At 60.9% G+C, this 18,476-nt stretch carries 20 protein-coding genes; 5 read left to right on the top strand and 15 right to left on the bottom strand.

Translation table 11 applies throughout. From position 1 onward, the window contains the following. Positions 1-61 precede the first annotated feature (61 nt). Complete coding sequence (locus GJR99_RS01275; protein ID WP_151108867.1) at positions 62-982, bottom strand: NAD-dependent epimerase/dehydratase family protein; 921 nt, start codon at positions 980-982, stop codon at positions 62-64. A gap of 163 nt (positions 983-1,145) precedes the next feature. Here GJR99_RS01275 and GJR99_RS01270 point away from each other — a divergent pair, with 163 nt between their 5' ends. Beyond that, on the top strand, positions 1,146-1,679 hold the full coding sequence (locus GJR99_RS01270; RefSeq protein WP_151108866.1) for an Rrf2 family transcriptional regulator: 534 nt from the start codon (positions 1,146-1,148) through the stop codon (positions 1,677-1,679). 184 nt (positions 1,680-1,863) lie between these two features. On the opposite strand, the gene GJR99_RS01265 is transcribed toward GJR99_RS01270, so the two are convergent. The 4 genes from GJR99_RS01265 to cdd form a co-directional block, all read right to left on the bottom strand. Continuing rightward, complete coding sequence (locus GJR99_RS01265; RefSeq protein WP_151108865.1) at positions 1,864-3,057, bottom strand: NAD(P)/FAD-dependent oxidoreductase; 1,194 nt, start codon at positions 3,055-3,057, stop codon at positions 1,864-1,866. A 114-nt stretch (positions 3,058-3,171) separates the two neighbouring features. After that, positions 3,172-3,990 (bottom strand): nucleoside phosphorylase, encoded by an 819-nt coding sequence (locus GJR99_RS01260; protein WP_151108864.1) that lies wholly within the window; start codon positions 3,988-3,990, stop codon positions 3,172-3,174. A gap of 60 nt (positions 3,991-4,050) precedes the next feature. After that, complete coding sequence (locus GJR99_RS01255; protein WP_151108863.1) at positions 4,051-5,202, bottom strand: zinc metalloprotease; 1,152 nt, start codon at positions 5,200-5,202, stop codon at positions 4,051-4,053. A 1-nt stretch (position 5,203) separates the two neighbouring features. Further along, a complete protein-coding gene (gene cdd / locus GJR99_RS01250) occupies positions 5,204-5,626 on the bottom strand; it encodes a cytidine deaminase (protein WP_151108862.1) in 423 nt (140 codons plus the stop codon). Positions 5,627-5,803: 177 nt separating this feature from the next. Here cdd and GJR99_RS01245 point away from each other — a divergent pair, with 177 nt between their 5' ends. Then, positions 5,804-6,055, top strand: coding sequence for a DUF7520 family protein (locus tag GJR99_RS01245; RefSeq protein WP_151108861.1), 252 nt, complete (start codon positions 5,804-5,806; stop codon positions 6,053-6,055). A 79-nt stretch (positions 6,056-6,134) separates the two neighbouring features. Beyond that, the gene (locus GJR99_RS01240) at positions 6,135-6,401 is read left to right on the top strand and encodes a hypothetical protein (protein WP_151108860.1); all 267 of its coding nucleotides are present in this window, start codon (positions 6,135-6,137) and stop codon (positions 6,399-6,401) included. Positions 6,402-6,462: 61 nt separating this feature from the next. Here the strand turns inward: GJR99_RS01240 and GJR99_RS01235 are convergent, their stop codons facing one another. Beyond that, the gene (locus GJR99_RS01235; RefSeq protein WP_151108859.1) at positions 6,463-7,047 is read right to left on the bottom strand and encodes a GNAT family N-acetyltransferase; all 585 of its coding nucleotides are present in this window, start codon (positions 7,045-7,047) and stop codon (positions 6,463-6,465) included. 123 nt (positions 7,048-7,170) lie between these two features. Between GJR99_RS01235 and GJR99_RS01230 the strand changes: the two genes are divergently transcribed. After that, a complete protein-coding gene (locus tag GJR99_RS01230; protein ID WP_151108858.1) occupies positions 7,171-9,183 on the top strand; it encodes an AMP-binding protein in 2,013 nt (670 codons plus the stop codon). Positions 9,184-9,199: 16 nt separating this feature from the next. On the opposite strand, the gene GJR99_RS01225 is transcribed toward GJR99_RS01230, so the two are convergent. The 5 genes from GJR99_RS01225 to GJR99_RS01205 form a co-directional block, all read right to left on the bottom strand. Then, positions 9,200-9,733: a GNAT family N-acetyltransferase gene (locus tag GJR99_RS01225; RefSeq protein ID WP_151108857.1), complete on the bottom strand. Its 534-nt coding sequence runs from the start codon at positions 9,731-9,733 to the stop codon at positions 9,200-9,202. A 71-nt stretch (positions 9,734-9,804) separates the two neighbouring features. Beyond that, positions 9,805-10,341, bottom strand: coding sequence for a GNAT family N-acetyltransferase (locus GJR99_RS01220; RefSeq protein ID WP_151108856.1), 537 nt, complete (start codon positions 10,339-10,341; stop codon positions 9,805-9,807). Positions 10,342-10,380: 39 nt separating this feature from the next. Beyond that, the gene (locus GJR99_RS01215) at positions 10,381-11,094 is read right to left on the bottom strand and encodes an AMP-binding protein (RefSeq protein WP_151108855.1); all 714 of its coding nucleotides are present in this window, start codon (positions 11,092-11,094) and stop codon (positions 10,381-10,383) included. A 96-nt stretch (positions 11,095-11,190) separates the two neighbouring features. After that, the gene (locus GJR99_RS01210) at positions 11,191-11,511 is read right to left on the bottom strand and encodes a cupin domain-containing protein (protein ID WP_151108854.1); all 321 of its coding nucleotides are present in this window, start codon (positions 11,509-11,511) and stop codon (positions 11,191-11,193) included. A gap of 197 nt (positions 11,512-11,708) precedes the next feature. After that, a complete protein-coding gene (locus tag GJR99_RS01205) occupies positions 11,709-12,734 on the bottom strand; it encodes a hypothetical protein (protein ID WP_151108853.1) in 1,026 nt (341 codons plus the stop codon). 241 nt (positions 12,735-12,975) lie between these two features. On the opposite strand from GJR99_RS01205, the gene GJR99_RS01200 reads away from it, so the two are divergent. Then, positions 12,976-13,380: a DUF5518 domain-containing protein gene (locus GJR99_RS01200; RefSeq protein ID WP_151108852.1), complete on the top strand. Its 405-nt coding sequence runs from the start codon at positions 12,976-12,978 to the stop codon at positions 13,378-13,380. Between the two features lie 119 nt (positions 13,381-13,499). Here the strand turns inward: GJR99_RS01200 and dnaJ are convergent, their stop codons facing one another. From dnaJ to GJR99_RS01180, 4 genes are all read right to left on the bottom strand, one after another. After that, positions 13,500-14,651: a molecular chaperone DnaJ gene (gene dnaJ / locus GJR99_RS01195; protein ID WP_151108851.1), complete on the bottom strand. Its 1,152-nt coding sequence runs from the start codon at positions 14,649-14,651 to the stop codon at positions 13,500-13,502. 143 nt (positions 14,652-14,794) lie between these two features. After that, a complete protein-coding gene (gene dnaK / locus GJR99_RS01190; RefSeq protein WP_151108850.1) occupies positions 14,795-16,654 on the bottom strand; it encodes a molecular chaperone DnaK in 1,860 nt (619 codons plus the stop codon). 211 nt (positions 16,655-16,865) lie between these two features. Further along, positions 16,866-17,636, bottom strand: coding sequence for an alpha/beta hydrolase (locus GJR99_RS01185; protein ID WP_151108849.1), 771 nt, complete (start codon positions 17,634-17,636; stop codon positions 16,866-16,868). A gap of 104 nt (positions 17,637-17,740) precedes the next feature. Continuing rightward, a complete protein-coding gene (locus tag GJR99_RS01180) occupies positions 17,741-18,439 on the bottom strand; it encodes a nucleotide exchange factor GrpE (protein WP_151108848.1) in 699 nt (232 codons plus the stop codon). Between the last annotated feature and the right edge of the window lie 37 nt (positions 18,440-18,476).

The raw sequence follows: 18,476 nt of genomic DNA, 5'->3' as shown, positions 1-18,476 counted from the left end.
GGACTATTTCGTCGAAACTACCGGCGACAAAGAACAGCGACTCCGCCGTCCGAACCAGCGGTTAGTCGGAGCGGTACGGTTCGCAGACGCGTTCGACGCCCTCTTCGAACGTAATCTCGGGTTCCCATCCGGTCGCCTCACGAATCTTGGTACAGTCGGCCATCGTGTCGTGGACGTACACCTCCAGTGGGTTCTCGATATACTTCGGTTCCACGTCGGTTCCGAGCACTTCGTTTATCATCCCGACCATCTCGTTGAACGAGTAGCTCTCGCCCGTCCCGAGGTTGTAGATACCGTTCAGTCGGTTGTCGGCAGCGAGTTCGATGCCACGGACGATGTCGTCTACGTGCGTGAAGTCGCGGGTCTGGGACCCGTCCCCGAAGAGTTCGGGGCGCTCGCCGTTGGCTATCTTGTCGGCGAACTGTGCGACGGTGTTCGCGTACTCGCCTTTGTGTTCTTCCGCGCCGCCGAAGCCCTGATAGACGGAGAAAAAGCGCAGGCCGGCGAGTTGCATGTCGTAGTGGTGGTGGAAGTACTCAGCGTAGCGTTCACGGGCGAGTTTCGACGCCTCGTACCCGGTTCGTGCCTCGACTGGCATCTCCTCGGGCGAGGGTTCGGTTCGCGACCCGTAAATCGAAGACGTGGAGGCGTAGACGACAGTGTCACACCCGTCGTCTCGGGCCTGTTCAACCGTGTTGACGAAGCCTTCGACGTTGACGCGAGCGCCGAGCGTCGGGTCGTCTTCGTGCATCGAGTACGACGACAGCGCTGCGAGGTGGAACACGACGTCGACACCCTCGGTTGGCAGGTCGTCGTCGAGGACGCTCACGTCGTGGAACTCGACTGATTCGTCGAGGTTTTCGGGTGTGCCCAGATACAGGTCGTCGATTGCGACGACCTCGTTGTCTGCGGCGAGAGTGTTCGCGAGATTGGACCCGATGAATCCAGCGCCGCCAGTGACAAGGACTCGTTTCCCGTTCATAATCGACTGGACTCTGCTAAGCCCTAAAGTGTTGTCGACACGGGATGTTCGACGGTCAGTCTCGCGATACATTCCTGAATAGGTGTTCGTTACACCGATGGCGAACGGAAGATTCGACCTATCATCCATCGGATTTAAGGACGTATGTAGCGAACCACTCTCCATGTCATCAATCGAACTGACTTCGAGTCAGAAAACTATCCTCACTGCACTCATCAACCTCTACCGAGAATCTGAAGACGCGGTGAAGGGCGAAGACATCGCGGAGGAGGTCAACCGGAACCCCGGAACGATTCGCAACCAGATGCAGAGCCTGAAAGCACTGCAACTGGTCGAAGGTGTACCCGGTCCGAAAGGTGGCTACAAGCCGACGGCGAACGCGTACGAGGCACTCGACGTCGAGAAGATGGACGAGCCTGCGTCGGTTCCGCTGTTCCACAACGACGACCGAGTCGAAGGCGTCAACGTCGACGAAATCGACCTGTCGAGCGTCCACCACCCCGAACTCTGCCGCGCCGAGATTCACGTCCAGGGCTCGGTTCGTGACTTCCACGAGGGAGACAAGATTCGCGTCGGTCCGACGCCGCTGTCGCGACTCGTCATCGACGGAACGCTCGACGGCAAGGACGACACGAGCAACATCCTCATCCTCCGCATCGACGATATGGAAGCGCCGGTTGGCGAAGCGTCGCACTAACCGAGTCGACGTCTATTTTCTTTTCTCTGAACGCCATTTTCGAGTCGTACAGCGACACAGCGCTGCGGCCGGTAGAGAGGTTCGAGCGCTGCAAACGCGGCCGAAAACCGGATGAAAGAGAGAAATCGCAAGACAGTGCTGTTCCCCGGTGACGGTTCCGAGGACAGTCGGTCGTAGTAGTCGTCTACAGGTCGTTCCAAGCCGAGGCCGCGCGGCCCACACCAGTCACGTCGGCAATCCAGTTCGCAGCGATGCCCTTCTTCAGCATCTTCGCGAGCGGACCACCGAAGACGTTGACCGGGAACTCGCCGACGACGGGGAACTTGACGTTGTGGGCGACGGCGTCTTCACCGATAGAGATGACCGTCCCTTTGTCGGTGAACGACCAGCGCTCGAGCGGTTGGCCGTCGATGGCACGCGCGACGTTCGCGCCGGCGACGTCTGCGGCGTCCCAAGCGGCCTGCGCCGTCGGCGGCGCGACGTTGTCGGGGCCCTGCTCGACGAGTGCACAGTCACCGACTGCGAAGACGCGTTCGTCGCTCGTCTGGAAGTCCTCTTCAGCGAAGAAGCGGTGGGAGCGCTCGTCCTGTTCGAGTTCGAGGTCGCTCGCTTCGGGTTGTCCGGTGATACCGCCGGTCCAGACGAGCACGTCGTAGGCGAGTTCCTCCGGTGCTTCGTCTTCGCCACCACCGATGAAGACAGTCTCCTCGTCGACTTTCGAGATGAAGTCGCCAGTCAGGATGTCGATATCGAGCTCTTCGAGTCGGCGGCGGAGCGCACCCTGCAGTTCGGGGTCGTTGCCAGGGAAGATTTCGTCCATCCCCTCGACGAGTTTGATGTCGATGGGTGCGCGGTTCAGGTCGCGGTACTCCGCGACTTCGGCGGCCGACTGGATGCCGGAGAGACCGGCACCACCGATGACGACCTGTGCGGGGTCGTCGCGGGAGGCGTCTGTTGCGGCCTGCTTGATGTCCTGGTGAATCTCGCGGGCGTCGTCGAGACCTTTCAGTTGGTGTGCGAACTCTTCGAGTCCGTCGATACCGAAGAACGCCGTCGAAGACCCTATCGCGACGAGCAGGTAATCGTAGTCGACCGTGTCGCCCCCTTCGAGTTCGACGACACGTTCGTCGACGTCGACGTCGGTCGCTCGACCCTTGACGAACGTCGTCGAAGCCGATTTGACGTCGTCGATGGGAATCGCGATGCTCGATTCGACACTCGGGTCACGAATACATCGGTGGACTTCGTGGAGGACGAGGTGGTAATCGTTCTCTGCGACCCACGTCAGTTCTGCGTCGTGGCCGAGTTCCTTTTCGAGGCGTTTTACTGCGCCGGCCCCAGCGTAACCCGAGCCAAGGACGACGACCTGCGTGCTCATGTCGTCGTCTCTGCAGTCATCGGATAAAGGGGCTTTGAAACCGTCTCCTGATACCTGTCTATTTTGGGTCTATACGTGCCGTAGCGTCGAAATTCGGGTTCGACGGTTGTCGGATTACTCGATGCTCAGTCCGGCGTGCCAGTGGTCGACACCGGCCTCCTGTTTGACCGCGTCCATCTTCGCGAGGAGGTGGACTGCGAGACTCGCGACTTCGGCCGCACGAGATTCCCCTTCGGTTCGGAACTCACCAGTGACACGGTTCGCGTAGACCGAACAGACAGCACCGGCGCGGAGACCGTAGATGTTGGCGATGGTCAAGAGTGCCGACGCCTCCATCTCGATGTTTTTGACGTTCGCGTTCTGGAGTTCTTCGACGAGTGACTCGGAGCCTGCAGCGCGGAACTCTTCGAATCCGGGGCGACCCTGGCCGGCGTAGAAGGAGTCTGCACTCATCGTGAGACCGACGTGGTAGTCGTACCCGAGTCGTTCGGCCGCGGCGACGAGCGCAGAGACCACTTCCTGGTCGGCAACCGCGGGGTAATCCTCGCGGACGTACTCTTTGGACGTGCCTTCCTGTCGGACTGCACCCGACGTGATGACGAGGTCGCCGACGTCCATCTCTGGTTGGATGGCACCGCACGACCCGACGCGGATAAACGTATCGACGCCGACGCGTGCGAGTTCCTCGACAGCGATTGCCGCCGACGGACTACCGATACCCGTAGAGGTGACTGAAATCGGTGTGTCGTCGTACGTACCGGTCGCAGTTCGGTACTCGCGGTGGTACGCTTTCTCCTCGTGGTCGTCCCACAGCGCGGTTACCTTGTCGACGCGCTCGGGATTCCCAGGGAGCAAAACCGCGTTCGCGAGGTCCTCGGGTGCGACTTCGAGATGGTACTGGACCTCGGCGTTCGGGTCCTCACTGTCGTTCATACGACTACTCCCAGGGGAACAAGGGAAATTCTTGCGTTCTTCGAAATCGATGTCGTCGTTTCAAACGGTCTCGTTCGCCACGCCCCGCCACGACGGGTCGTCACGGAGGTCGCTGTCGCGGAAGGGTGGCGGTAACTCAGCGCGGTCGTTTGCGCCGAGGAGATATCCGACCCCGGCACCGACGTACCAATCGACCAACGACGGGCCGAGTCGAGTATCGACGAGAATCGTTCCGCCGGTGTACCACTCGTACGCCGGGTCGTCGTCCACCGACTCACCAGTTCGCCGCCAGCGTACGCCTGACGGACCCTCCCGGAACGTCACGACACGCACGACGACCTGTGCGCGAGACCGATTCGACACGCGAGTGAGTTCGACAGCCTCGGGTGTGAACCCGTCTGCGCCCGACTCGTAGTACCGAAGGGTGTGGTCGAGTTCAGCGTCGTACGCCTCGCGCTCGGCGTCGGAGACGTTCGAGAGGTCGACGTAGACAGAGAGCGTCTCGTCACGGAACGGAACCGCACGCGTCGACGCGTTCGCGACGGGCAGGCGAGTCGTCTCGAGGTGTGTCCCCATCACTGGATGTGACTCGGCATCGTCGTGTGTGTACCCGAGGAGATGGCCAAACTCGTGGGTGAGTACGGAGACAGTCGTCGCGTCGTCGTATCCGTCTGCGACGACAACTGAGACGGGCGCGTCGACTGAACTCGCGGCGTCCAAGAGCGGTGCACACCCGACGGCGTCGGGGCCGTCGTACGCCCCGCACGACTCGATAGAGTCGACGACCGAGACGCGAACGTCCGGGTCGGAGGCGTTCGGAACGACGACGAACGCCGGGTTGTACGCGGGGGGAGTCACGTCCTCGGAGTCGCCTGACGCACCCTCGGAGTCTCCCGAGGCGTTCGACCGCCAGTACTCGATTGCCGACGTGACGAGTGGTGCGTACGTTCGGTTATCGTCCAGTGCGTCGATTGCGACGACGAGTGGCGTGTGATTCCACGGATTACGTGCAGGGCGAAAATCGACATCCGACGACGGAGGCGAGACTGCCGAGGCGTTCGACGTGGGGTGACCGCGGACGACGTCGGCCGGCGAATCGGGTGCGGTGCCCTCTGCAACCGGTGGGGCCGGAGAGAACCCCGCACACCCAGAGAGGACGACCAGCACTGCGAGCGCCAGTGAATGGAGACGCGTGTCGGCAGGTGACGGCACGTTACTCGTCGCGGGAGCGCTTTTCTGCCGCCGCTTCGAGCGTGTCCAGCGAGATGGTGTTCGGCAAGAGTTCTCCGAGCGTGTACTCGGCCACGTCGTCGCCACCGAGGTCACAGACGATTTCGAGGTCCTCGTCTGCGAACTCTGCAATCGTCTGTCGGCACATCCCACACGGAGTGACGCCGTCACGAGCACCCGACGTGACGACGAGTCGGTCGAACTCGGTGTGACCGTTCTTTACTGCCTCCGCGATAGCGACTTCTTCGGCGTGGAGGCTATTCGAGTAGTTGGCGTTCTCGATGTTGCACCCGACGTAGACTGTGCCATCGGCCGTTCTGAGAGCGGCACCGACGGTGTACTCGGAGTACGGAACGTAGGCGTTGTCGAGTGCCTCACGGGCACGTTCGACGAGAGGTTCGGGCATCGTGTGGCGAAAGTTCGTGTGAGGTTGCTTAGTTCGTTCGTCTCCCGACGTCGCACAGACACGTCGGATACGTCGGGTATCGAGAGACGGGTCGTCTCGTCGTAGTCTCTCTGTCTCGTCGTAGTCCACCCGTCACGCCCCGTAAACGACTATACTATCCGGTCCGTAGCGGCCGGCGTGAACGAACGGTTTGGCGGCCGAGACATCCTCTTGCTCGTCGGCGCGAGCGTGGTGATTATCTCGGGGATTCTCGGCGTATTCATCGGAGAGAACGGTGGCCAAGTGGTCACCGAAATAACGCTGTTCGGGACCCTCACGCTGCCGACGTCGCCCGTCGCGTTCAGCCTCTACGGGATGGTCGTGTCGGCAGTCGTCCTCGCGGTGCTGTTCGGTCTCGTCGAGTTCGCGTCTCGACTCGAAGACGCCTGAACGTTCGCCGCGAACACACCCGAAACTTCGCCGAGCGAAAGGCGGACCGTTTTTGCTCGTCGGGTCCCCAGAGACGACCATGGACGCGCCCTCGTCGACCTCCACGTCGTCTTCGACCGGTGAACCATCGCCTGGACCGCTCCCGGAAGAAGAGGGTGGAAAAAATCGGAGACGGGCCGCATTGGCGACTGCACCGTTTCTCGCACTCGGACTCGCCGACGTGGTTCTCATCTTGATGCAGGGACTCGAACCACTCTGGGGGTTCGCTATCCTCCCGCCGATTCTCTTCTGTAGCGTGCTGACGTGGATCGTCTTCAGCACGGACTTCCTCGAAGGCCGAACCTAACTTGGTCAGAATAGACCGAACCGACCCTGTCTAAAAAAGACCGGACCAGGCCGAGGCCGACTTACCGCCGAAGGTTCGTCGAGTATTTCGTCGGTGTCTCTTCGTCGTAGCCGAAGTCTTCGGCCGTGAGTTCGGGTTCGGCCTCGCCTTCTGTCGGTGCCGGGGTCGCCTGCTTGAACCGTTCTCGGAGTCGGTCCGGCATGGAGAAGTCGTCGTTGTCGAGTCGGACCGCAATCGCGTCGGAGTCACTCGATTTGACCTGTTCGAATCGGGCCTCGACCCGTTCGGGGAGGTCGGACGCATCGACGGGGTCGAATCCGAACTGGACGCAGTATCTGTAGGCGGACGAAAAGCCGAAGACGGTGTCGTATCCTTCGGCAGTCGCTCGGTCGACGAGTCGCTCGACGACGTGGGCACCGACACCCTGTCCACGCCAGCGCTCGGGAACGCCAACACAGGTAATCTCGCAGAACGACTCGTCACCTTTGTGGACCCGGATTCGACCGAACCCCGCCTTCTCGTTCGTCTCCTCGTCCAGTGCGATGACGTAGTCGCGGGAGCGGAACGCAGCGTCGTCGAGTGCGAGGTCCTCGAGTGCATCGAGCAACCAGGCCTCGTCTCGGTTCTTGGCATCCCGGACGTACATACCGAGGTATACCGCTCCCGCCGATAAAAACACCCCGGCCAGGTAGGCCGATTCGGTGCCGTGGGGTCTTCCCACATCATCGAACGGTAAAGATTCATGGTCTTCGTTACGGTACGACGACGCATGGACGTACCCGATACCGACACGGTGGTGCACGACCCCGACCCGGCGTTCGTCGCGGACGCCAACGTCACGCGTTTCATGCGGGAGTACGACATCGATGATTACGACGAACTCATCGAACGAACCACGACTGAGCTTCCGGGAATCGGCGAATCGGGCGTCGAGTGGTTCTGGGACGAACTCGTCGACTATCTCGATATCGACTTCTACGAAGACTACGACGAGGTTCGAGACGACACCGACGGCCCCCAGTTCTCCGACTGGTATCCGGGTGGCGAAATCAACGTCGCACACAACGTACTGGACCGCCACGCGGCAGTCGACTCGCCCAACCGAAATCGCGTCGCCTGTATCTGGGAGGGCGAAGACGGTGAGGTCGTCCAGCGGACCTACCACGACCTGTATCGCGAAGCCAACCGCGTCGCCAACGTCCTCGAATCTTACGGGATAGAGACCGGTGACACCGTCGGCCTCTACATGCCGATGGTTCCCGAAGTCATCTCGATTCTCTACGGCTGTTTCAAAGTCGGTGCGATCGCCGTCCCCATCTTCTCTGGGTTCGGCGTAGACGCGACTGCAACCCGTCTCGAAGACCCAGAGTGTTCGGTCCTCTTTACGGCCGACGGCTTCTACCGTCGCGGGTCGGAGGTCCGACTGAAAGAGACTGCCGACGAGGCTATCGAAGAAGCAGGATGTGTCGAACACACCGTCGTCTACCGACGATTCGGAGACGGCGACGAAGACAGTGAAGACGCCACCGACGTCCCGTGGACAGACGGCCGCGACGAGTGGTGGGCAGACACCGTCGACGAAGCAGAAAGCGAGTACGAGACGAAACACCTCCCCTCGGACGCCGAGTCCATGCTCCTGTACTCGTCGGGAACGACGGGGAAGCCGAAAGGAATCGTGCACACCCACGCGGGTGTGCAGATGCAGACAGCGAAAGAGATTCACTTCGGGTTCGACCAGAAACCCGCCGACCGCTTCTTTTGGGTCTCGGACATCGGCTGGATGATGGGCCCGTGGACGCTCATCGGGAATCACACGTTCGCCGGCACCATCTTCATGTACGAAGGCGCGCCAGACTACCCCGAGCCCGACCGGTTCTGGGACATGATAGAGCGCCACCGCATCACCACCTTCGGTATCTCTCCCACCGCGATTCGTGCCCTGCGAAAGTACGGCGACGACTACGTCGAGAGACACGACCTCTCGAGTCTGCGCTTGCTGGGCTCTACCGGCGAACCGTGGGACCCCGAGTCGTGGATGTGGTTCTACGAGAACGTCGGCGGCGGCGAAGCCCCGATTATCAACATCTCCGGCGGGACCGAAATCTGCGGCTGTTTCCTCATGCCGATGCCGACCCAACCCCTCAAGCCGTGTTCACTCGGTGGCCCTGGCCTCGGGATGGATATCGATATCGTGGATTCGTCGGGCGAGTCGGTTGCCGACACCAACGAACGTGGCTTCCTCGTCGCTCGCGACTCCTGTCCGTCGATGACAAAGAGCCTCTGGGAGGGCGACGAACGCTACCTCGACACCTACTGGTCGTCGTGGGAGAACCTCTGGGACCACGGCGACTGGGCCCAGAAAGACGAAGACGGCTTCTGGTTCTTACATGGCCGTGCCGACGACGCCCTCAACGTGGCCGGTCGAAAAGTCGGTCCCGCGGAAGTCGAAGGCGCGCTCATCGAACACGCCGCCGTGAATCAGGCCGCCGCCGTCGGCGTCCCCGACGACACCACGGGCACTGCCGTCGTCGCGTACGTCGTCCTGGAAGACGATTTCGAAGCGAGCGACGACCTACGCGAGGAACTCCGGGGTGTCGTCGGCGACGAACTCGGCAAGCCGTTCCGTCCCCGCGAGATTCTCTTCGTGGACGAGTTCCCGAAGACCCAATCTGGAAAGATTATCCGCCGGGCCATCTCGGCCATCTACGCTGGCGAGGACCTCGGAGATATGAGCAGTATCGAGAACCCCGAAGCCTTAGAGAAGATAGAAAACGCGTCGTAAAACCCCGACACAGTGCTCAGTCGGACCGGGCTTGTTCCCACTCCCGTCGAAGCAAGCCGAACCGAAGGACATCGACGTACGCCCCATCGACGAACCGATGTTCTCTGAGTCGGCCTTCTTCTTCGAACCCGAGTCGTTCGAGAAGTCGACGTGACCCCTCGTTGAACTCGAACACGATTGCGGTGAGTCCGTGGCAATCGACCGCGTTGAAGACGTACTCGACGAGACTACCCACTGCCTCGGTCCCGTAGCCCTGTCCGTGATACGCTGGGAGAAACCAGTAGACGAGTTCAGGCCGAGCAGGTTTGAGACTCTTCACGGCGACGATGCCGATTCGTTCGCCCTCGGCTTCGACGACGAACGAGAGGTTGTCGGAACCTTCGACGTACTCCTCGATGAACTCGGTCGTCTCGTGTTCGTTTCTCGGTTCGGAACCCAGCGGGATTCGAATCGCTGGGTCCGTCATCGAGCGCTGGAGGAGGTCGGTATCGTCGCGCTCGACGGGGCGCAGCGACACACGCTCGCCTTCGACGACAGTCGTGTCCTTCATAAGTCACGAATCGACGGACAGCGGCAAGTAACCCGACGGTCGGCCGTTCGGAAACGCGGCGGTCAGTTCGGTCAGTCCGAACGACTCGCGTCCCACTCTCGGCGCAGCAAGCCGAACTGGACGACGTCCACGTACGACCCGTCGACGAACGCCGCTTCTCGCTGTCGACCTTCCTTCGTGAATCCGAGTCGTTCGAGGACGCCGCGTGAGGCGTCGTTGAACTCGAACGTGAGAGCCTGGAGGCCGTGGCATTCGACGGTTCGGAAGAAGTAATCGACGAGAAAGCCCGCGGCTTCAGTTCCATACCCCTGTCCGTGGTACTCGGGGATGAACCAATAGACGAGGTTAGGCCGACCGTAGTCGTGTATCTCGACCATCACGAATCCGATTGCTTCGTCGTCGGCCTCGACGATGAAACAGATGTTGTCGCTGTCTTCGACGGTCTTCTCGATGAACTCGGTGGCTTGGTTCAGATTCTGTGGCTTGGGTGCGCCGAGTGGAATGCGAATCTCGGGGTCAGTCGTCGACCGTTGGAGGAAGGCTGCGTCGTCTCGTTCGACGGGACGGAGCGAGACACGGTCACCGTCGACCACGGTTGTGCCAGTCATAGCGAATCCGATTGCAGACGCAGGTAAGTACTTTCTCTGTCAGCGGTCCGGTGCGGCGTCGGCGGGCGAAATTGAGCGCGGTTCAGGCACAGTGTCACCGACCCCGACTGCCCCGGCTATCGGTGCGTCACCGTCGGGAACGCGAATCGTTCCACCAGCGAGCAGTGGGGCGAGAATCCCGGCGACGACGGTCCCAGGGTGAGCGAGCGACGACCGAACCACGACGGTGTCGTCGGCGTCGAGGTCGGACGCATCGACGACTCGTTTCGCCGAGTCGAGGAGGTCGCCGTGGGTGTACTCACGACCATCCGCGACGAGTGCGACGTCCTCCGGTTCGACGACTTCGGGGTGGACTGCAGGGTTCTCACTCCACACCTCTTTCTCCCAGTGCGTCGTCGTCGGTGAACTCGGTGGGCCGTTGTAGACGGCGAGTTTGTGCCCCGGTGGAAGGTCGAACTCCTCTTCGCGGGCGACGTCGACGAGCACGGCCCGTGCCTCGACGGTGGGGTCGAAGACGGTGATTGCTCCGAGGTGAGACGCCCCCACGAAGGTCAGTATCGGTTCGGGGAGTGCGACCGGTTCGATGGCGACGCGTGCCCCCTTCCGAACACCGAGATAGCGGAGGACGTTCCCCGCCTTGTACGACGTTGTGATGAAGTCGTAGTACGTGTAGGTCCGGCCGGGGCCATCGACCTGTAGGGCGAGGCGGTCGCTTCGCCGGTCGCGGGCCATGAGGTCACCGATAACGTCCATACGAGGCCGTACGGAGGCGGGGTGAAAAAAGCCGCCGAGGCAGTCGTCGTATTCGGCGTTCAGACCGAATCGAGCCCAACCACTGCATCCCGACGCTCAGGGCGCGCCGGCGACGACCAAGAGACTCTCGGTGTCCCCGTTTCGGAGTTGCCGAGTGTCGGTCGGTGAGATTCGAATGGCGTCGCCGGGTTCGAGCGGTATCCGCTCGCCTTCGACCACGAGCGTCGCGTCACCGGAGACGAGGTAGTATATCTCTTCGTGGCGCTCTTCGGCGTGATCGTGTCGTTTCCCGGTCCAGTTCGGTTCGCACTCGACGACGGTGAAGCCGAGTTGTTCGCACTCCAGCGAGTCGCGCATGAAGTGTAGTCCACCCCCGAGTTCGTCCACGTCACGGTAGTTGACCTTGGTGTACGACATCGACTAGAAATCGGGCGCGAGCACCCTGAACGTGGCGGCGAGAGATGAGCCTCTGTTGAAGTCTTCGGGGAGTGACAGAAATAGCGTGCTGAATAGAGAGGCTGTAATCAGCACGAAGGCTCCGTTCGAGTCCCCGTGAAACGGACCATAACTCTATGGCCTATCACTTGTGCAGGTGTTACACACCCCCTGCCTCACTAACAGACGATAACCTCGCCCTTCGTTGGGTCTTCAAGATCCGCATCAGCGGTGTTCTCAGCATCATGATCGGCAGTTACGCGCACTTGCATATCGTCAACATAGTATCTCGCGACCCAGGGTGCGAGATGACCAATGGGTCCGGTTTCTCGTTGTACTTTGACCGCAGCGTATGACTCGTTGTCTCGGAGATAGTAGAAACCGTCCTTGTCTGATTCCATCTCCGCGAACCCGTTTTTCAGTCGGTCGTACTCTTCTTCGGTGAGGTATGACGAAGCCGGGTCGTGGGTATACTCACTCATGCTGAGTGCCTGGTCAATGGCCTCCTGTAATGGTTTTAGCTCGAACTGCTCAGCTGTCACGGATTCAGTCGGTACGCCCTCTGGGATATCGTGGGAAAGAGTAACTACGACCGTTGAATCCTCGAATTTGACACCGATGTAGCAAACGTCGCCCCGAAGATAATAGATGTCGTCCGGGCCCGACTCCATGTCCTCGAATGCTGCCCGCACGGTGTCGAATTCACTCTGAGAGAGATGGGCAGCAACCCGGCCCTCGCACCGCTCATCAGCCAGCCGAACCCATGCTGTCTCGATTGTCTCTTGTAGTCGGTCGATAGCGGAGAACGGGGCAGTGTCGGCAGACTTGACGGTCACATTTTCAGGCACCGTCTCGCGGATAGAGACGATAGCTTTGTTGTCTCCCATGTCTATCGAACCGTTCCCGTGGATATCGACCACGAACCCCTTGTCGTAGGTGGTGACAGAATTCACCGAGAGACGTACCGTGGTGAACTCTGGGGAGCGACTCTGGTCGAGGTATCGTTGCTTTTCAATCCCTCTGAGATATGCGCCGACGTCGTCTTCATTGAGCGTGTTCTCGCTTGGGAGGTCAACCCCTGGATTGGCTGGCTCACAGGGTTCGGGAGGAGGAGGTGATTCGGTCAAGAGTCCGACGCCGAGACAGCCGGTGAGCGGTGTACAGAAGGCCAACCCGGTCGTCAACAAGAGATTCCGTCGGTTCACGTTCTACGTCCGTAGACAGACGTGTATATGTCTTCTCCACTCCCAGACAGTTCTCGAAGTCAGAACTGTCTGCAAACTCAGGCACACACGAGTTGCAGAGCGCCTCTGTCGAACGGATTCGACTATTCGCGCCAGTCCATCTCAACCACTCTGGACGAACTGGTCACCAACAAACTCTCGTTTTTCGCCCCTCTCTCCTCCAAAAACCATATCTAGACTCTCCGTAAATCATTTGACACGAATGTCCCCATCATCCCTCCGTACTCGAACTCACCCTGCAGCATGGCGATTCGCGATACTCGGCGCACTCATTTCGCTGCCCATCACCGTCGGTGTGAACTTGCTGCCGAATTCGGAGGCGACTATTGGCGGGGGTATCATGATAATCGGCGCGTTCGTGGCGGGAGCAATCGCTGCGACTCGTTCGACGGATTCGGGTGCTGCCGGACTCCGTGCCGGCCTCGTTGCTGCTGTCGTCGGAGTGCTCGCGTCTATCGTGCCAGTAAGTGCGACGGCAGCATGGCCATTGTCGAGAGCGGTGTTCTTCGTGTTCGTCAGTGGACTGGTACTGTGCATCGCCCCCATCTTTGGTCTGGTGTTCGGTCGAGTTGGTGGGTGGATGGCGAACACCGTTGCCTCACGATAGAGACTCGATGCACACGAACCGTAGAAACACCACGACGGACTGGTAGACGCCCAAAGTCGGTCGAGCAGAACTGCTCTCTGATAACTGGTGAGAGAACCGTAACAGACGAGGAATCGAGCTTACAGCGAGTTCTTCAGTTTCTGGAAGAGACCTTCTTTGACCTCTTCGCCACCTGCTTCTGCGAACTTCTTGAGCGCCTCACGCTGTTCTTTGTTGAGGTCTTCGGGCGTGACGACGTGGACTTCGACGTGCAGGTCGCCCGACCCACGGCCATCGAGGTGGGGCATCCCTGCACCGGAGACGGTGAACGTCGACCCACTTTGGGTGCCTGCGGGCACTTTCAGTTCTTCGTCGCCATCGAGGGTCGGCACCTCCACAGTCGACCCGAAGACGGCCTGCGGGAAGGAGATGGGGTGGGTGTAGTGAAGGTCGTCACCCTCACGGACGAACTCGTCGTGGTCTCGAACCGAGACTTCGACGAACAGGTCGCCGTTCGGACCACCGTTCTCACCGGGTTCACCCTCGCCGCGGTAACGGAGTCGCTGTCCGTCGCGGAATCCGGCGGGGATGGAGATAGTCACGTCACGCGTGCGCCGGACGCGCCCGCTTCCGCGACACTCTGAACAGTCTTCGCTGTAGGTTTCGCCGTCGCCACCACAGGCCCGACAGGTCGTCGCCTGCTGGACGCGGCCGAACGGCGTCTGCTGGACGGTGGTCTGTTGGCCAGACCCACCACACTCTGAACAGGTGTTGACGTCGGCGTCGTCGGGGTGACCCGCTCCGTCACACTCCGGGCACACCTCACGCCGGCGAATCGTCACGTCGCGTTCGACACCGTGGTAGGCGTCTTCGAGGTCGATACTGATGCGCTGGGCGACGTCACGTCCTTGCTGTGGCCGGTTACGCTGTTGTCCACGCCCGCCGTTGAACAGATTGTTGAACAGGTCCTCGAAGCCACCACCACCGCCCATCCCGCCGAACGGGTTGCCGCCACCGCCGAACGGGTTGCCGCGACTCTGACCGCCGCCACCGGCACCGTGTTTCTGTGCCTGTTTGAAGCGGTCGTGGCCGACCTGGTCGTACATCTGGCGCTTCTCGTCGTCTGTGAGGACCTCTTTGGCCTTCTGTATCTTTTTGAACTTCTCTTGGGCGTCGTCCTCATCAGAGACGTCGGGATGGTACTTCGCGGCCTTCTTGCGGTACGCGTTCTTGATCTCGTCTTTCGAGGCGTCCCGCGAGACCCCGAGCACGTCGTAGAAGTCCTCGCTCATCGGTTAGTGCCTTGTAATCCGTCGAGGTATTTGAAAAGTGCGCCTCTAGTATTTGCGACGCTACGAGGGTGTAGACGTACGAAAAATCAAAAATTCGGCCGACTGCGCCGGGAGGCCCGATGAACTGCAGTCAGACGCCGTGGTTATTGGTCGTCTTCGTCGTCGAAGTCGGCGTCGGCGTCGACGAAGTCTTCGGGGTCGATGTCCTCAGCATTGGGGCCGCCGGCACCGCCGGGGCCGCCGGCCTGCGCCTGGGCCTGTTGCTGGTACATGCGCTTGCCGATCTCCTGCAGTTCCTTCGAGAGGTGTTCGGTGACGTCTTCGAGTTCCTCGGTGGACGCTTCGGGGTCTTCGAGGGTCGCTTCGACGTCCTCGATGGCCGCCTCGATGTCCGCGCGGAGTTCGTCGTCGACGTTCTCTTCGTTCTCCTCGAGGAGGGTCTCGGCCCGCTGGACTGCGCCTTCGGCCTCGTTGCGGGCCTCGACGGCGCGGCGGCGTTCTTTGTCCTCTTCGGCGTGCTGTTCGGCCTCCTGCTGCATCCGGTCGATTTCGTCGTCGGAGAGACCAGCACCGCCTTCGATGGTGATGGACTCGGCGTTACCGGAGCCTTTGTCCTCTGCAGAGACGTTGACGATACCGTTTTCGTCGATGTTGAATCCGACTTCGATCTGTGGGGTGCCGGCCGGTGCCGGTGGGATACCCGACAGCGTGAACTCGCCGAGGAGTTCGTTGTCTGCGGCCATCTCGCGCTCACCCTGGAAGACGCGGACCTGAACCGTCGTCTGGTTGTCGGCCGCGGTGGTGAAAATCTTCGACTCCTCGGTCGGGATGGTCGTGTTCTTCTCGATGAGGCGTTCGAACAGGCCACCTTTGACCTCGATACCGAGCGACAGCGGCGTCACGTCGAGGAGGACGATGTCGTCGACTTCGCCGCCGAGGACGCCACCCTGAATCGCCGCACCGAGTGCGACTGCTTCGTCGGGGTTGACGGATTTCTTGGGTTCGGACCCGAGCATCTCGCCGACCTTGTCGATGACCTGCGGCATGCGGGTCGACCCACCGACGAGGATGACTTCGTCGATGTCGTCTTTCGTGTACTCGGCGTCTTCGAGCGCCTGCTCCGTAGGTTCGACCGTGCGCTCGATGAGGTCCTTCGTGAGCGACTCGAACTTCGCTCGAGTGAGGTCGTATTCGAGGTGGACCGGGCCGGAATCCGTCGCCGTGATGAACGGGAGGTTGATGGTCGTCTCCTTGCGCGAGGAGAGCTCTATCTTGGCGTCTTCGGCCGCGTCCTTGAGGCGCTGGAGGGCCTGACGATCCTCACGGAGGTCGATGTTGTGGTCGTTCTTGAACTCCTGTGCGAGCCAGTCGATGATGGCTTCGTCCCAGTCGTCCCCACCGAGGTCGTTGTCCCCGTTCGTCGCGACGACTTCGTAGACGCCGCCTCCGAGGTCGAGGACGGAGACGTCGAACGTTCCGCCACCGAGGTCGTAGACGAGGACCGTCTGGTTCGACTCGTCGTCGAGACCGTACGCCATCGACGCGGCCGTCGGTTCGTTGACGATGCGCTCGACGTCGAGGCCGGCGATTTCGCCGGCGTCTTTCGTCGCCTGACGCTGTTTGTCGTTGAAGTACGCAGGGACCGTGATGACCGCTTTCTTGAGTTCGTCGCCGAGGTAGTCTTCGGCGTCGCGTTTGATCTTCTGGAGAATCATCGCCGAAATCTGCTCGGGCGTGTACTCCTCACCCTCGATGTCGACGGTGTAGCCGTCTTCACCCATGTGGCGCTTGATAGAACGAATGGTGCGCTCAGGGTTCTGGATAGCCTGGTTCTTCGCCGGCTTTCCAACGAGGCGCTCACCATCGTCGGTGAACGCGACGACGGAGGGCGTCGTTCGGTCGCCTTCTGCGTTCACGATAATCTCCGGGTCCCCACCTTCCATCACCGCGAACGCGCTGTTCGTGGTACCAAGGTCGATACCCAGAATCTTATTGCTCGCCATCTTGCACTCAAATACCGTCCTTTGGTGGTTAAAGGTTACTAGATACTACGACACACACAGTGTATACACGTCGCCGCAGTCTTGCGATTTTGAGTTGGCACTCCGAATCAGGTCGGACGATTTATGTAGAACCGCCCACTGCGTCCTCTGACCGCGATTCGACTCGGCGGAAAATTCGGTGAGGCCCGTTCTACGGACGTCTACAAATCGATTACGGCCGTTCAGCCACAGAGAGAGGAGTCGCGTCTACCGAGCGAAACGAATCGGCGCCGTCTTCGAGGGCCACACTGACCTTCGTAAACGTGTGTTCTCGTGCCTCGCTGGCGAAGAACTCGTGGCCACCGTCGTAGGGGACCAGATTATCGGCCGGCGTTCGCTCGCCGATAGACGGGACGTCGACGACTCGGTCTGTCGGTGAGAAGAACACCACGTCGGACGTCCGAAACGGCGGTAGCGAATCCTGTGCGCCCCGAATCGCGCGGAGGAACGCAGGCGAGACGGTGTCCGGTGTGTCACGCATCTCCTCGGCAAGTTTCAGCGCTCCGAGGTCCGTCCGAGCGATGCCAGTCGGAACGAACGGCTTTCTCGTCGGGACTCGCTCGAGCAGTGGATAGACGAACCGGTCGATTCCATCGAGTGCCATTCCCCACCACGGACTCAAAAAGACGTTGCGCACAGCCAAGTCGAGGTGCGACGCGACGAGGCCACCCGTGCTGTGACTGAGTACGAGGTCGATATCTCGGTCCACCGCGTACGCTCTGACCGGCGCAACGTACTGGTCTTCGAACTCCCACCCGTTCGTCGGCAGTTCGACGGCGTGGACTCGGTAGCCGTCGTACGTGAGTCGGTCGATGAGCCATTCGACGCTTCGGTGAGTGGGTTTGTTCCCCCACCCGAGAACGAACAGCAAGCCGTCGTCGAGTGGGTCACCGTGTTGGGTGACACGGACTGTCGGACGGCGTCGACCGGGGCGAAGTCGCATGTACGACCTGACGACGGGTGAGAAGAAAAGTCCTCCCCGGATTCGACCGGTTCAGCCGTCGAGAAGACTCAGTTGGCAGGTCGTGGGGACTCGCCAGTGCCGAACTACTCGTCTTTACTGACGGTGACCTGTGCGGCGCGGATGACCTTGTCGGCCATCTCGTAGCCCGGTTGGAACACGCTCGCGATGGTGTCGACCGGTTGGTCGCTGTCGACGCGCATCATCACTTCGTGACGGTTCGGGTCGACGTCGGTTCCCGGTTCGGGGTCGATGACGGCGACGTTCTCGTCTTCGAGGATTCGGTCGAACTCCTTGAGCGTCGATTCGAGGCCATCGCGGATGTCGGCGTCCTCGTCTTGGTCTAGTGCGCGGAGCAGGTTGTCGCGGACCGTGACGACGCGTTCGACGAAGTCCTCTGTCGCGCGGTCTTTGATCTGGTCTTGGCGCTTCTTCGCTCGCTTCTTGTAGTTCTGGAAGTCGGCCTGCGTCCGCTTGAGTCTGCTTTCGAGTTCTGAGACCGTCGCTTCGGTCTCCTCGCGTTCGGCTTCGAGTTCCGACACGCGCGCTTCGAGTGCCGCAACCTCGTCGGCGAGTTCGTCGTCGTACTCGGCGACGCGGTCGGATACCGCGTCCGACTCGTCGTCGGTGCTGTCATCAGAGGCATCGGATACCGATTCGCCGTTCTCGGCGTCGCGGTCGACTACCTCCGCGTCCTCGAACTCCGACGCATCGGCTTCGGAAGCCGTCTCGGAGTCGCCTTCTGCAGTTGCTTCCGTGACCGACTCGGCAGGGTCGTCGCTCATGAGCGGGAAAAGTGGCTGATATGGCTTAAGAGTGTAG

It is taken from the genome of Haloferax marinum (assembly GCF_009674625.1).
Taxonomy (GTDB): domain Archaea; phylum Halobacteriota; class Halobacteria; order Halobacteriales; family Haloferacaceae; genus Haloferax; species Haloferax marinum.
This window is presented reverse-complemented; position numbering and strand designations above follow the sequence as displayed.

What these genes read in the sequence shown, in the direction of transcription:
- GJR99_RS01275 (WP_151108867.1), bottom strand. Translation starts at nt 982, where the DNA reads ATGAACGGGAAACGAGTCCTTGTCACTGGCGGCGCTGGATTCATCGGG.
- GJR99_RS01270 (WP_151108866.1), top strand. Translation starts at nt 1,146, where the DNA reads ATGTCATCAATCGAACTGACTTCGAGTCAGAAAACTATCCTCACTGCA.
- GJR99_RS01265 (WP_151108865.1), bottom strand. Translation starts at nt 3,057, where the DNA reads ATGAGCACGCAGGTCGTCGTCCTTGGCTCGGGTTACGCTGGGGCCGGC.
- GJR99_RS01260 (WP_151108864.1), bottom strand. Translation starts at nt 3,990, where the DNA reads ATGAACGACAGTGAGGACCCGAACGCCGAGGTCCAGTACCATCTCGAA.
- cdd (WP_151108862.1), bottom strand. Translation starts at nt 5,626, where the DNA reads ATGCCCGAACCTCTCGTCGAACGTGCCCGTGAGGCACTCGACAACGCC.
- GJR99_RS01240 (WP_151108860.1), top strand. Translation starts at nt 6,135, where the DNA reads ATGGACGCGCCCTCGTCGACCTCCACGTCGTCTTCGACCGGTGAACCA.
- GJR99_RS01235 (WP_151108859.1), bottom strand. Translation starts at nt 7,047, where the DNA reads ATGTACGTCCGGGATGCCAAGAACCGAGACGAGGCCTGGTTGCTCGAT.
- GJR99_RS01230 (WP_151108858.1), top strand. Translation starts at nt 7,171, where the DNA reads ATGGACGTACCCGATACCGACACGGTGGTGCACGACCCCGACCCGGCG.
- GJR99_RS01225 (WP_151108857.1), bottom strand. Translation starts at nt 9,733, where the DNA reads ATGAAGGACACGACTGTCGTCGAAGGCGAGCGTGTGTCGCTGCGCCCC.
- GJR99_RS01220 (WP_151108856.1), bottom strand. Translation starts at nt 10,341, where the DNA reads ATGACTGGCACAACCGTGGTCGACGGTGACCGTGTCTCGCTCCGTCCC.
- GJR99_RS01215 (WP_151108855.1), bottom strand. Translation starts at nt 11,094, where the DNA reads ATGGACGTTATCGGTGACCTCATGGCCCGCGACCGGCGAAGCGACCGC.
- GJR99_RS01210 (WP_151108854.1), bottom strand. Translation starts at nt 11,511, where the DNA reads ATGTCGTACACCAAGGTCAACTACCGTGACGTGGACGAACTCGGGGGT.
- GJR99_RS01200 (WP_151108852.1), top strand. Translation starts at nt 12,976, where the DNA reads ATGTCCCCATCATCCCTCCGTACTCGAACTCACCCTGCAGCATGGCGA.
- dnaJ (WP_151108851.1), bottom strand. Translation starts at nt 14,651, where the DNA reads ATGAGCGAGGACTTCTACGACGTGCTCGGGGTCTCGCGGGACGCCTCG.
- dnaK (WP_151108850.1), bottom strand. Translation starts at nt 16,654, where the DNA reads ATGGCGAGCAATAAGATTCTGGGTATCGACCTTGGTACCACGAACAGC.
- GJR99_RS01185 (WP_151108849.1), bottom strand. Translation starts at nt 17,636, where the DNA reads ATGCGACTTCGCCCCGGTCGACGCCGTCCGACAGTCCGTGTCACCCAA.
- GJR99_RS01180 (WP_151108848.1), bottom strand. Translation starts at nt 18,439, where the DNA reads ATGAGCGACGACCCTGCCGAGTCGGTCACGGAAGCAACTGCAGAAGGC.